At 52.5% G+C, this 13,005-nt stretch carries 16 protein-coding genes; 15 read left to right on the top strand and 1 reads right to left on the bottom strand.

All coding sequences use genetic code 11. The features are described from left to right. Nucleotides 1-4: 4 nt before the first annotated feature. The 10 genes from SH668x_RS16565 to SH668x_RS16520 all read left to right on the top strand — a co-directional run bounded on the left by SH668x_RS16565 (nt 5) and on the right by SH668x_RS16520 (nt 8,202). Nucleotides 5-268 (top strand): BMC domain-containing protein, encoded by a 264-nt coding sequence (locus tag SH668x_RS16565; protein WP_437186172.1) that lies wholly within the window; start codon nt 5-7, stop codon nt 266-268. A 159-nt stretch (nt 269-427) separates the two neighbouring features. After that, nucleotides 428-1,624 carry an acetate/propionate family kinase gene (locus tag SH668x_RS16560; RefSeq protein ID WP_437188573.1) on the top strand — a complete coding sequence of 399 codons (1,197 nt, stop codon included), beginning with the start codon at nt 428-430 and terminating at the stop codon, nt 1,622-1,624. A gap of 181 nt (nt 1,625-1,805) precedes the next feature. Continuing rightward, a complete protein-coding gene (locus tag SH668x_RS16555; RefSeq protein WP_437186171.1) occupies nt 1,806-2,117 on the top strand; it encodes a EutN/CcmL family microcompartment protein in 312 nt (103 codons plus the stop codon). Between the two features lie 48 nt (nt 2,118-2,165). Further along, on the top strand, nt 2,166-3,659 hold the full coding sequence (locus tag SH668x_RS16550) for an aldehyde dehydrogenase family protein (protein ID WP_437186170.1): 1,494 nt from the start codon (nt 2,166-2,168) through the stop codon (nt 3,657-3,659). 107 nt (nt 3,660-3,766) lie between these two features. After that, the gene (locus SH668x_RS16545) at nt 3,767-4,033 is read left to right on the top strand and encodes a EutN/CcmL family microcompartment protein (protein ID WP_437186169.1); all 267 of its coding nucleotides are present in this window, start codon (nt 3,767-3,769) and stop codon (nt 4,031-4,033) included. A gap of 46 nt (nt 4,034-4,079) precedes the next feature. After that, entirely contained in the window at nt 4,080-4,814 is a 735-nt protein-coding gene (locus SH668x_RS16540; protein ID WP_437186168.1) for a hypothetical protein, read from the top strand. 42 nt (nt 4,815-4,856) lie between these two features. Next, nucleotides 4,857-5,180 (top strand): EutN/CcmL family microcompartment protein, encoded by a 324-nt coding sequence (locus SH668x_RS16535; RefSeq protein ID WP_437186167.1) that lies wholly within the window; start codon nt 4,857-4,859, stop codon nt 5,178-5,180. Nucleotides 5,181-5,255: 75 nt separating this feature from the next. Next, a complete protein-coding gene (locus SH668x_RS16530) occupies nt 5,256-6,140 on the top strand; it encodes a class II aldolase/adducin family protein (RefSeq protein WP_437186166.1) in 885 nt (294 codons plus the stop codon). 193 nt (nt 6,141-6,333) lie between these two features. Then, on the top strand, nt 6,334-7,038 hold the full coding sequence (gene queC, locus SH668x_RS16525; protein ID WP_437186165.1) for a 7-cyano-7-deazaguanine synthase QueC: 705 nt from the start codon (nt 6,334-6,336) through the stop codon (nt 7,036-7,038). A gap of 48 nt (nt 7,039-7,086) precedes the next feature. Continuing rightward, nucleotides 7,087-8,202, top strand: coding sequence for a pyridoxal phosphate-dependent aminotransferase (locus tag SH668x_RS16520; RefSeq protein WP_437186164.1), 1,116 nt, complete (start codon nt 7,087-7,089; stop codon nt 8,200-8,202). A gap of 182 nt (nt 8,203-8,384) precedes the next feature. On the opposite strand, the gene SH668x_RS16515 is transcribed toward SH668x_RS16520, so the two are convergent. Beyond that, the gene (locus SH668x_RS16515; RefSeq protein WP_437186163.1) at nt 8,385-8,975 is read right to left on the bottom strand and encodes a hypothetical protein; all 591 of its coding nucleotides are present in this window, start codon (nt 8,973-8,975) and stop codon (nt 8,385-8,387) included. Nucleotides 8,976-9,487: 512 nt separating this feature from the next. Between SH668x_RS16515 and SH668x_RS16510 the strand changes: the two genes are divergently transcribed. From SH668x_RS16510 to SH668x_RS16490, 5 genes are all read left to right on the top strand, one after another. Further along, the gene (locus SH668x_RS16510; protein WP_437186162.1) at nt 9,488-9,967 is read left to right on the top strand and encodes a 3-hydroxyacyl-ACP dehydratase FabZ family protein; all 480 of its coding nucleotides are present in this window, start codon (nt 9,488-9,490) and stop codon (nt 9,965-9,967) included. Nucleotides 9,968-10,080: 113 nt separating this feature from the next. After that, on the top strand, nt 10,081-10,833 hold the full coding sequence (gene fabG, locus SH668x_RS16505; protein ID WP_437186161.1) for a 3-oxoacyl-[acyl-carrier-protein] reductase: 753 nt from the start codon (nt 10,081-10,083) through the stop codon (nt 10,831-10,833). A gap of 254 nt (nt 10,834-11,087) precedes the next feature. Continuing rightward, the gene (locus SH668x_RS16500; RefSeq protein ID WP_437186160.1) at nt 11,088-11,471 is read left to right on the top strand and encodes an acyl carrier protein; all 384 of its coding nucleotides are present in this window, start codon (nt 11,088-11,090) and stop codon (nt 11,469-11,471) included. Between the two features lie 127 nt (nt 11,472-11,598). Continuing rightward, a complete protein-coding gene (locus SH668x_RS16495) occupies nt 11,599-12,075 on the top strand; it encodes a 3-hydroxyacyl-ACP dehydratase FabZ family protein (RefSeq protein ID WP_437186159.1) in 477 nt (158 codons plus the stop codon). 23 nt (nt 12,076-12,098) lie between these two features. Beyond that, nucleotides 12,099-12,992, top strand: a complete 894-nt coding sequence (locus SH668x_RS16490) for a triphosphoribosyl-dephospho-CoA synthase (RefSeq protein ID WP_437186158.1) — start codon at nt 12,099-12,101, stop codon at nt 12,990-12,992. Nucleotides 12,993-13,005 lie beyond the last annotated feature (13 nt).

The following is a 13,005-nucleotide window of genomic DNA, read 5'->3' as shown; positions in this document are numbered from 1 at the left end:
TCCAATGAACGACGCTATCGGTCTTGTTGAAACGAAAGGACTCATCGCGGCGATCGAAGCTTCCGACGCCATGTTGAAGTCCGCAAACGTGACTCTGGTGAAACAGGTCAATATCGGAAACGCCTTCATTACGACCGTGATTCGTGGTGACGTCGGCTCCGTTCGCGCATCGGTTGATGCTGGCTCCGCAGCTGCGAGCCGCGTCGGCGAGTTGCTCGCTGCTCACATCATTCCACGTGCCTCTGAAGGGCTGATGGACATTTTCTAGTCGGACGGACATTCAGCTTTTCAGAGTTCGAGGCGCAGGCGAGACGCCCTGCGTCGGTCGACGCTTCGTTCTCTGAAAGACGATTGATTCCTCGCTGATGTTGCATGAGGACGCTTGCTGACGCGCAAGCTCCGTGACGGGAAAGTTGTGAGGTTAAGAGTGAAAGTTCTGGTCGCCAATCTTGGATCTACCAGCTTCAAGTACCGACTCTTCGATATGTCTACCGAAGAGCAACTGGCACGAGGAGCGATCGACCGAATTGGTCAAGATGCTGACTCTGTCTGTACGGCGGAAGTGGGGAGTCACAAGCAGGAAGTGATCCAGAGAATTCCGGACCATGCGGCCGCTGTTCGCATGTGCCTGGATCAACTCACTCACCCGGAAACGGGTTGCCTCACATCGGTCGACGAAGTGGCAGCGATCGGTTTCAAAGCAGTCTTCGCTGGTCGATTGAGCGGCATTCGACTGGTCAATGACGAGCTTCTGGAAACGATGGAATCGCTAGCCGATGTCGCTCCAGCTCACAATCCACCTTATGCACGGGCAATGCGTCTGTTGAAGGCGTCTTTCCCGAAGATTCCGCTCGTGGCAGCACTGGAAACAGCCTTCCATGACACCATTCTCCCGGAATACCGCTCTTACGCGGTTCCTTATGAATGGACAGAGAATCATGAAATCCGCCGCTGGGGATTTCATGGAGCGAGTCACCGTTTCATTGCCACGCGAACTGCCCAACTGCTCAACAATCCCGACGCGAAGATTATCTCGTGTCACTTGGGGGGGAGCAGTTCGATCTGTGCGATTGAACGCGGAGAGTCTCGTGCAGCGTCAATGGGGATGACTCCTCAGTCCGGATTGCCACAGAACAATCGAGTTGGTGATTTCGACCCGTTCGCATTGCGTCTGCTGAAAAATCGCACAGGAAAAGACTACGAAACCCTGTTGAACGAACTGGCGAGCCAGGGCGGTCTGCAAGGGATGAGCGGTGTCTCTCCAGACTTGCGAGACATCGAGAATGCAGCGGCTCAGGGCCACGAACGTGCCAACCACGCAATTCGGGTCTACGTCGCTGAAATCAAAAAGTACATCGGACAGTATCTCGCAGTTCTCAATGGTGCTGACGCCATCGTCTTTACCGGGGGAATCGGAGAGAACAGTAGCCTGATCCGTAAACTCGTCTGCGAAAACATGACATTCGCAGGAATCGAACTGGATCAGCAGAAAAACGAAACATTGAAGGGCGAAGTCAATCTGTCGTCTCCGCAAGCGAAGACACAGGTTTGGATCGTTCCAACAAATGAAGAGATCGTCGTCGCCCGGCAGACCGCGAAAGTGGTCGGAGAAAATATTAGGTAACCTCGAAATTCCGGAGCCTGCATTCCAGCGGAATTCCAAAATGTCGAGGCAGTAGACGGGCCAGTTTGCGGACCGGGGAACTTTCAGGTTTCTTCACTCAACATTGAAAGACGGACTCATCAGGCGCGTGCTGCAGAAAAAGTGATTCGTGCCTCCGTGTCTCCGTGGTGAGTAATAAGACATGTTTCTTGCGAAAATTACCGGCAATCTGACTGCGACTCAAAAAGTCCCCAGCATGGTGGGTCAGACGTTGTTCATCGTCGAACCATTGCGAGTTGATGAACAAGCGCAGGATTCACTGAAGTCAACCGGGCGCACCTTCATCGCTGTCGACACGGTCGGTGCTGGCGAAGGAGAAGTGGTGCTGATCGTTCAGGGGTCGAGTGCACGCTTCACAGACGAAACAAAAACACTCCCAATCGATTGTGCGATCATCGGTATCGTCGACAACGTTCAGATTGCCAATCATTCGATTTACAAAGCGAACTCGTAGTTCATCAATCAGTCTCGTTCATCTTGACTGATGACGAAGGAGCAGTAGATGCAAGCCAACGAAAACACGATCCGGGCCGTTGTCGAAGAAGTGCTTTCAGAACTCGGCAAGTCCACGCGTTCGAACGGAGCAGCTCCGAAAAAGGCTGGAATTCCAGTTCTCTCCAGCGGAACAGCAGGAAGCATCGCTTCCAATGGTTCGAGTCGGTCAGCCGGTGGCAACTATGGCGTTTTCGATAACGTCAACGACGCCGTCGCTGCTGCTCAGGAAGCATTTCAGGTTCTGCAGACCAAGACGATGGCAGACCGCGCCAAAGTGGTGCAGATCGTCAAGGACCTCTGCGAGAAGAACGCCGAAGTCTGGGGCAAAGCCGAGTTCGAAGAAACCAAAGTCGGCCGTCTCGACCACAAGATCGAGAAGCTGAAAATCATCAAGCTGGTTCCTGGAACCGAGTTCCTCAAGACCGATTGCTACAGCGGTGACAACGGTCTGATGCTCGAAGAGTACGCTCCATTCGGCGTCATCGGTGCCATCACTCCTGTCACGCACTCGCTCCCAACGCTCGCTGGGAACATTATTAACATTATTGCTTCCGGAAACACCGTCGTTTTCAATCCGCATCCAAACGGTGCGAAGATTGCGTGCACGGGGGTTCAGGCGTTCAACAAAGCGTTTGAGGAAGCAATCGGTGTCCAAAATCTGGTCACGATCAACAGCAAGCCGACGATCGAATCAGCAAACGAAGTCTTCCATCACCGTGGAGTCAAAGTGCTGCTCGTGACTGGTGGACCAGCTGTGGCGCGTGCTGCCCTTCAGTCCTCGAAGAAGGCGATCGTCGCCGGTCCGGGAAATCCACCTGTCGTCGTTGATCAGACTGCCGACATCGAAAACGCTGCTCGCAGCATTGTTCAAGGGGCGTCCTACGACAACAACCTGCTTTGCATCGGCGAAAAAGAAGTCTTCGCAGTCGCGCCGATTTTCGATCAGCTGATGGAAGCAGTCGGACGTCACGGCGGTTACCGACTGAACGCACAACAAGTGGAAGCGCTCACCAAAGTCGCGTTCACTCCCCCGAAAGAACCGGGTGGACACTACGGACTGAACCGCGATCTGATCGGTAAAGACGCTGCTGTTCTGGCTGAAAAGATCGGATTGAAAGTTCCTGCGAACACGCAGCTTCTCTACGGCGAAACGGATGTCAATAACCCGTTCGTTCCAGAAGAACAGATGATGCCGTTCGTCCCATTCGTTCGTGCCCGCGACACCAGCCATGCCATCAGCCTGGCACTGGAGTTCGAACACGGGTACGGACACACCGCTCTGATTCACTCGCGTGATGTTCACACAATGACCGCTATGGGGCGGCTGATGAACACCACGTTGTACATCAAGAACGGTCCAAGCATGGCTGGCCTCGGTTTGGGCGGCGAAGGATACCTTTCCTTCAGCATCGCCACACCGACCGGAGAGGGTGTCACTACACCAATGACATTCACTCGAAAACGTCGCTGCACAATGGTCGGTGAAGGCCGCATTGTGTAGTTCCTGACAACATCAGCACAGGGACTGGCGTGGAATCATCATTTCATGTCAGCCCCGACGCTGATCCAGAAGTTCAGTTCGGGTTCGTCAAGTAAGTCCAAGTCATTATGAACCTCGCCCTCGTCATCGGAAACGCAACGTCAACAATCAAGCATTCCTCCATGAATGGATGGAAGCTTCTTGTCGTTCAGCCGTTGATGCCGTGCGGTGGTGATGATGGCGATCCCCTGTTGGCCATCGACACATTTGGCGCGGGGATTGGAAGCGAAGTGATTATCTGTTCTGACGGAAAGCTTGTCGGCGAAGCGATGAACGCCAACAACACTCCGGTGAGATGGATCGTCATGGGCCAACCAGACCCAAAAACCGATTAGTTCATTCCGAGTATCACCGAAAATTATCGAGTTGTTTGCGTAACTTATGTCCCTTTCTCAAGACGCGATTGACCGGATTGTTGCGAACGTGCTGACAAAAATCAGCCCGGACAGTGTCCGTGCGTCTGTTGCACTTCCGACAGTTTCTGCCTCGGTCGCTGCCGCTCATCCTGTGGCCGTGACATCGCACCCGGAGCCGGTCCAGACAGGGCGATTCTCTCTGAGTAGCGCGGTCATCACAGCTGAGCTTCTGGAACCGATGGAAGTTTCAAGCACAGTCACAGTTCGTCCGAAAGCGATCGTGACACCGGCTGCCTGGGACGTCGTCAAGAGCCGCAAATTGCGACTGGAACGGGGAACGATTGCCGATGGGCAGGCCGCCTCGAACCAGACCGATCGAGGTTCAGCTGTGTCCTCTCCGTTTCGACCACTGTTGATTGTGGTTCGAAGCGGAAACGTCGTGAATCAGCTTTGGGAGTCGATTGCGACTCAGTGGAATCGAGAGATTCTTGGCTGCCCTGATGACGCAGCCAAGTTGGCGATCAGTGCCGTTTGCCGCGGAGATGCCTCAACGGTGGTCATCCTGGCAGAACAGACATTTCGGGCAGCATGTCTGGCCAATCGCAATGAGAAAATCAAAGCGGTTGCCATTCAGGAATCGCGTGATGTCAAGATCGTCCGGACGCAGATTCGAGCGAATGTCTGGTGTCTCGACCCGACAAATAGCTCATTCTTCGAACTGAAGAACTTGATTCAACAGATCCAGCAGGAAGCGAAATAGTCTGGATGTGGAAACACTTACAGGCGAATTGAAGAATCAAACATGAAGATTGGCGAAGTCATCGGTCGAATTTCTCTTTCACGCTGTCATCCAGACGTGCAGGGAGCAATTTGGAAACTGGTGGTTCCGCTGAGTCGAACGGGATTGAAAGGTGACGTCCAAGGGCGTGGCGAACCGATGGTCGTATATGACGAGTTCGGTTCTGGTCCGGGTTCACTGATCGCCATCAGCGATGGTGCTGAGGCTTCAGCGGCGTTTTATCCAGATGTGAAGCCACTCGACGCCTATTGCGCGGCATTACTCGATGAAATCCGCATTCCGGATTTAAAGAAACAAAGAACGGGGATGGCCTCTGTCCCCATGTGAAAACAAGTTTTACTTCAAAGAATACCATCTGCACGTTTTCGGATCTTTGGTCCGAGCCTAGCAAGGATTTCAGATATGTATCACCCACTCTTCAACAATCCGGAGATCAAGGAATGGATCTGCGAGATTGGTCGTCGCGTCTACAACAAAGGTTTTGCCGCTGCGAACGACGGTAACATCTCCTACCGCGTGGGTGAAAACGAAGTTCTGTGTAGCCCAACAATGATCTGCAAAGGCTTCATGAAGCATGAAGATATTTGCATGGTCGACCTCGATGGCAAGCAGCTTGCTGGAACCAAAAAACGCACCAGCGAAATTCTGCTCCACCTGACGATCATGAAACATCGTCCAGACGTAAAAGCTGTTGTTCACTGCCATCCACCACATGCCACAGCATTCGCTGTGACACGTGAACCAATTCCGCAATGCGTTCTCCCAGAAATCGAAGTGTTCATGGGGGAGGTTCCGATCGCTCCTTACGAAACTCCGGGAGCACAAGGATTCGCCGACACGGTGGTTCCGTTCCTGAAGTCGTCGAACACCATCATTCTGACGAACCACGGTACTGTGACTTTCGGAAAGACTCTTGAAGAGGCTTACTGGAAGACTGAGATTCTGGATGCATACTGCCGCATTCTGATTCTCTCCAAGCAATTGGGTGGAATTACTTACCTGAACGAGCAGAAGTCCCGCGAACTGCTGGACCTCAAGAAGAAGCTCGGCTTTGATGACCCACGCTTCCACGTTGAAGACTGCGATCTGTGCAGCAACACCGCCTTCCGCGAAGGTTACAACTCGGTGAATGCACAATTGCCGGTTACAAAGGCTTTCGACGCCCCTCCAAGTTTCCCCGGCTATTTGCAGCCACCATCAGGACTTTCCGAGTTAGCCGCTGCTGACCCGGAAGCACTGGTCAAAGCGATCACCGACGAAGTCCTCGCTGCTTTGCGAAATCGCTAAAGCGATATTGGCGAAAGCTCATTTGAATTTGAGACGCTGGGAAGACGATTTCTTCTCAGCGTCTTTTTTCGTAACCGAATCGCGTTCAACAGATTATCGCAGTCACTGACATCCGGTGCAGGAAACCTCGTGAACGGCGAACACTCATTTGCGGTAACTCGCGATTGGCTTCCCAATTTCGTAGGATTTCAGCATGACAACGACAACAACCTCCCCGCGAAAAGCGGTTGTTTTACTCAGCGGCGGTCTCGATTCCGCAACTGTCCTGGCAATTGCCCGCGATGCCGGATACGAGTGTTATTGCCTCTCGATAGATTACGGGCAGCGGCATACCTTCGAATTGAACGCCGCATCTGCAATGGCGAAAGCGTTCAACGCGAGTGAGCACATTACGTTGAATCTCGACCTCGCGAAATGGGGCGGTTCCGCGCTGACGTCAGATATCGAAGTCCCGAAAGAGCGGACTGACGAGGCGATGTCGCAGGCCATTCCAATCACATACGTCCCGGCGAGAAATACGGTTTTTCTCTCGTTGGCATTGGCGTGGGCCGAGGTATTAGGTGCTTTTGATATCTTTATCGGCGTGAATGCTGTTGACTACAGCGGCTATCCCGATTGTCGACCAGAGTTCATCGAGCAGTTTGCTCGGCTTTCCAATCTGGCGACACAGGCAGGAGTCGAGGGAAAGGGGAAATTCCAGATTCACACCCCGCTGATTCATCTCACAAAAGCACAGATCATTGAACGTGGATTGTCGCTGGGAGTGGATTACGGCAAGACTCATACCTGCTACGATCCTCTGCCGGATGGTCACCCGTGCGGACGCTGCGATTCCTGTCAGCTACGCCAGAAAGGGTTTGCAGAAATCGGAATGAGCGACCCCGCAACGACGCGGTAACGTCGATCGATTTTCATTGTGGATGGTTCTTCAACAGGCGAGATAACGATGAGTGAGCGTTGGGTTGCTGACCGGATGCGAAATATTGACGCATCAGGAATTCGCAAAGTGTTCGACTTGGCAGCCAAAATGGTGAATCCGGTGAATATGAGCATCGGTCAACCACACTTTGACACGCCGGAACCAATCAAGAAGGCGCTCGAAAAGGCTGTCGAGGAAGGAAAAAACGCCTACAGCCAAACGCAAGGAATCAAACCGCTGCTTGATTTGATTCAAGGCTCAATCAAGGAGGAGTACAACCATGCTGATCGAACATCGTTCGTCACAAGCGGGACCAGCGGGGGGCTGATGTTGACGCTGTCAACACTTCTGAATCCTGGCGATGAAGTGATCGTCTTCGATCCTTATTTCGTGATGTACAAGCACCTGACGACGCTGGCTGGCGGCACAATTCGTCCAATTTCGACCTATCCCGACTTCAAGATCCCGTTGGATAAGGTGCGAGCAGCGATTAACGAGAAAACCAAGTTAATCATCCTCAACAGTCCATGTAATCCAACAGGTCACGTCGCCAGCGAAGAAGAGGTTCGCGGCCTCGCAGAAATCGCCAAAGAGCATGATATTGCGCTGCTGAGCGACGAGATTTATCGAATTTTCTGCGACGACGGCGCGTTCGTCAGTCCAGCGAAATACAACGACCAGACGATTGTGATCGATGGGTTCAGCAAGTCGCATTCGATGACCGGGTGGCGGGTTGGCTGGGCTCATGGTCCCGAACACATCATTCAGCAAATGATGAAATTGCAGCAGTACACGTTCGTCTGTGCTCCGCATCCCGCGCAATGGGCAGCGGTCACCGCCTGGAACTACGACGTGAGTGATCGAGCGGCTGATTACCGAAGAAAACGAGATTTGCTGAAGGCAGAACTCAAGGACGACTTCGAGATTGAAGGAGCAGGCGGAGCGTTTTACATGTTCCCGAAAGCACCGTGGGGAACAGGTTCCGAGTTCGTCAAAAAGGCGATCGAAAATCAGCTGCTTGTGATCCCCGGGAACGTTTTCAGCGACGCGGACACCCACTTCCGGATTTCGTATGCTGCTCCAGATGAGACACTTCTCAAGGGGGCAGAAATACTCCGCAAAGTTGCTCGCGCCGGCGCATAAACGCTGATGATCAAAACAAGAAACGCCGCTCAACTCTGAGCGGCGTTTCTTGTTTGGTTTATTGAAACTTGGAAGGTCAATCAGCCACTTCCTCGCGGTCCTGCTTCGGCAAATGGCGACGGTGATCTGTTTGACGACTCATCGGGCTGGCAGCGACCCGCAGTGAATTCGGGAAATGGGCTCTATTTCTTCTTGTCGTCTTCATCCTCGTCCATGAATTCATCGAATGTGAAGTCATCTTCCACGTTCGATGCAGAGGCAAAGTCGTCTTCATCATGGGCGTCAAATTCCAGAGTCGCTTCGCGATCCTGATCGAATTCTCCCTCTGGAGAGAATTCGTCTTCGATCCCCGACATATCAAATTCCTGAGCGGTTTCGCCGTAGGCGCCGGTGACATCTTCTTCGAATGCTTCATCCTGACTCAGGGTCTCTGATGGGAATTCTTCGGTCAGATCCATCCCATCTGCAGGAAGTTCTCCCGTCAGGTCGTCGCCGGTGAGTTCATCGCCAGCGACAGCTGCGGCTGCTTCAGGCTTCCCTTTGGTTTTGGCCTTTTTATCCCTGACGACAGGATCACGGCGATACCAAATGAGTAAATAAGCCGGGAGGATGGCGACGATCGCGCTAACCAGCAGCGTCGCAATCACGGCGATTTTGAGAGTCGTCGACATTTTGTCGAGACTCTGAAGAACAGCCATCAACAGGACGTAAGCGAGAGCTCCGGCTGGGATGGCAGCAGTCAATGATGTGCCGGCAAGACTCAGTTTTCCCACTGCTCATTCTCCGTCTTGGTGAACTTTGGAACTAGAAATTGGCGCTCGTCGATGTGTTGCGGACCTACCCAATTGATAGGCTCAAGTGACAGAGTACGCAAATCGTTGTCAAAACAAGGGGGCTACGCTGAAAATCGTAGCTTTTATGGTGGAAACTGTCGGGCAAACTCAGCTGAATGCGTAGAAAACATCAACTCAATGGCGGATGCGTGCCAGATCCGACACAATCGACACAGTCAAATGGGTGAAACTTCAGCGTTTTCGTCAAAAACCTTGACAATCAACAATTCGCAGGGCTGGTTGTCACTCGAAGGCGAGTGCCCTATATTGCCGCATTTGATAATTCACTCGAATTCTGCCCCGGAGTTCCCTCGTCAGAACCGATAATTCGGACGGTGTTGGAAACTGGTTCGTAGAGAAACCTGCACCCTAGATAATTTTAGCGAATCAAATAGGCTTCCAGCACAAGCTTTCGAACACATTCCTTTTTGCGCATGGCACGGCATCGATAAATGCGATTCACACTCATCGACAAGATCACTCAGGTGCAGCCTGGCGAGTCGCTCACTGCGATCAAGACTCTTTCTCTGGCTGAAGAATACCTGCAGGACCATTTTCCAGGTTTCCCTATCATGCCCGGCGTGCTGATGGTGGAAGCGATGGTACAGGCAAGTGCCTGGTTGATGCGTGCTTCTGAAGACTTCAAATACAGCACCGTGCTTCTGAAAGAAGCCAAAGGCGTGAAGTTCAACAATTTCGTCTCTCCGGGGAAGACTCTGGAGATTGTGACGACAGTGTTGAAGAAGGAAGAGGGATCCTGGTCCTTTAAAGTTGCGGGGACGATGGAAGGGACGAGTGCTGTCAATGCGCGTCTTGTTCTCGAACAATTCAATCTCTCGAGTCAGAATCCAGAGATGAAAAGTGCAGACGATTTAGAACTGGCCAGCTTGCGCAGCCTATATGCTGTCCTCTGGCGTGGCGGAAAAGCCTGAACAGGTTGACTGGGAGTTCACTTTTCCCGTGACCTTCGTTGCCGAGTTCCATTCCGGCGGCGTGATAAGTTCCCAAGCCTCCCTGTTTCAACTGACTTAGGAGAAGAGAAGACATGAGCACTCAAGGACGCACAGCCCTCGTCACCGGGGGAAGCCGAGGGATCGGTAAGGCAATCGTTGAAAAGCTTGCCAGCCAAGGGACAAAAGTCGCCTTCGTCTATAAGGCGAGTAAAGAATCAGCGGACAAAATTGTCGCTGAAATGGCCGAAAAAGGCTACGAAGTCATTGCTCTGCAGGGCGACGTCGCTGTTAAGGCTGACGCTGATCGCATCATCGCCGCTGTCGTTGAAAAGTGGGGACGCATCGACATCCTCGTCAACAATGCGGGAATCATCCGCGACGGTCTGCTGGCGGTCATGGAAGAAGACGCCTGGAACGCAGTCATCTCCACAAATCTGAACAGCGTTTACAACTTCTGCCAGTCGGCCATGCGTCAGATGATGTCGCAGCGATACGGGCGTATCGTCAACATGTCCAGCGTGGCGGCAGAATTCGGTAATCAGGGTCAGGTAAACTACGCTGCGAGCAAGGGGGGGATCCAGGGGTTGACCCGCTGCCTCGCAACCGAAATCGGTCGTCGTAACATCACCGTGAACGCAGTTTCACCGGGATTTATTGAGACCGATATGACTGAAGCTGTGCGTAACCTCGCAGGGGGAGAACTGACGAAGCAGATTCCGGTACGTCGTCTGGGTAAGCCAGAAGACATCGCGAACGCAGTCGCATTCTTGGCAAGCGACGAAGCTGGTTACATCACCGGACATGTCCTCGTCGTCGACGGTGGACTGACTCTCGGCGGATTTTAGTAGAATATTTCTCGCAGAAATCCTATTTTGACGTTTGGTGTTCAGAAGGGGCGTTCTGCTATCAAGAAGTCGGGTTAACATGCCGATTGGCTTTCAACAGGCGATTTTGAGTCGTTGAAATCGCCTGAAGATTGATGAGTAATTCTCTGGGTAAGACGTGCTCACCGTCGTCTTTGCCACTGAATGGTTGGGTTCGACGGTGAGTCTTCGTCCGTACTGATATGGTCCGGACATTCATTACGGAGTTTCTGAAAATGGCGAGTGAAGAGCAGGTATTTTCGAAGGTTCAGGAAGTTTTGATCAACGCATTGAGCGTCGAAGATGATGAAGTGACTCCGGAAGCAACACTGATGGGCGATCTGGGCGCTGAGTCAATCGACTTTCTGGACATCGTCTTCCGGCTCGAGAAGGCGTTCGATATCAAGATTCCTCGTGCTGAACTGTTCCCGGAACACATGCTGACAGCTGATTCTGGCTACATTAAAGACGGCAAGGTCACTGAGGAAGGGATTCAGGAACTCCGCAAGAGCATGCCACACGCAAACGTGGACAAGCTTGCTGCTGATCCCAAAGCATCTAACGTGCAAGATTTGTTCACAGTCGACATGATCTGCAAGTTTATTGCTAGCAAAGTCTAGTCTCTATTCTGCAGGAAGTGTTTCGTGACTTGAGTTAACGGGTTTAGCCGTACAGAACCTTGTGCGGCTCAACTCGTTCCTTCTTTCTTTGAAGAGTGCATTCCTGGAATGCCGTTTGGGAATATACATGCGCTGGTTCTGGATCGACAAATTCATTGAGTTTGAGAGTGGCAAATACGCCAAGACGGTCAAGAACATCTCGTTGGCGGAAGAGCATCTCCATGACCATTTTCCCGGCTATCCTGTGATGCCAGGATCGCTAATCATGGAAGGTATGGCCCAAACCGGGGGGATTCTTCTTGGAGAAGCTTTCCAGTTCAAGTACTTGGTTTTCCTCGCGAAAGTTCCAAAGTTCATCTCCCATCGACATGCACGACCAGGTGATCAGCTGATCTACACCGCGACATTGGAAGATGCCCGCGAAGAAGGTGGAATGGCGACCATGACCGCGCATTGCGGTGACGAACTGGTGGCAGAGGCTGAGATCATCTTTACTCAGCTCACCGAGAAAGCTGCAGGGTTACCTGAAGGTCTGAGCCAACAAAATGCAGTCGAAGCTGGACTCAACAGCTTGCTGACAGAATTGAAACGCTCAAAGCTCTGATCCGTTGATATCAGGGATTGCCGGTGACCGCTGTCGTTCAGTCGAATTCGAACACGTTGGCTGCTTTTTTGCAGTCAGCGTGTTTGCTTGAATGCACCGCTCCTAAACCCGGAAACGTCTCTCCCGGCAAACGCTTTGCTGATTTAACCTACGACGACTTTGTCCGCTCCGCTGAAGTCATTGCTCCGATCCTCGCGGTGTCTGCTGACTCCGGAGTCGGTCAGGCGATTCTCAATGCAGTGAAGGCGACCCGGTCAGCGGTCGGCACCAATACAAACCTTGGGATGGTGTTGTTGCTTGCTCCACTCGCTGCGATTCCGCTGGGGATTTCTTGTGCCGCTGGAATCGAGTCAGTGCTTCGCGGGATCGACCTGAGCCAAACAGCACTCATCTATGAAGCGATTCGCCATGCGCAGCCCGGTGGACTCGGAGAGGTCGATCAAAACGATGTCTCTCAAACACCGCAAATCACAATCCTCGAAGCGATGGCGCAGGTTCCATCCGACAAGATTGCATGGCAGTACACACATTCATATGAAGATGTTCTGGGATTCGGCTGCGAGCGGTTCCTTGCTAGGCTCAGCAAGGGACAGGATGAACTGGAAGCCATTGTCGGGTTGCATTTAGACTATCTCGCAAACCAGTCGGACTCGTTGATCCTCCGTAAGTGTGGTGAAGAAGTCGCGATCGAAGCTCAACGAAGAGCGAATCGCATCGTTTCACTGGAGACCAGCGACAACCTGGTATCTGCCAATGCCATCGAGGAATTCGATCTTTGGTTGCGGGGCGATGGGCATCGTCGCAACCCCGGCACCACGGCCGATCTCATTGCAGCAACTCTTTTCAGTTTGATGCGGGATGGGGTCTGGCAACCTGTCACACAACCGGCTCTGTCGAGATTGCCAGTACAAGAGTAGACCGCAGGATGGG

Origin of the sequence: Planctomicrobium mucosum, from assembly GCF_051466335.1 — a bacterium.
In the GTDB taxonomy this organism is placed as follows: domain Bacteria; phylum Planctomycetota; class Planctomycetia; order Planctomycetales; family Planctomycetaceae; genus Planctomicrobium.
The sequence above is the reverse complement of the archived record's forward strand: the minus strand, read 5'-3'. Positions and strand labels throughout refer to the sequence as shown.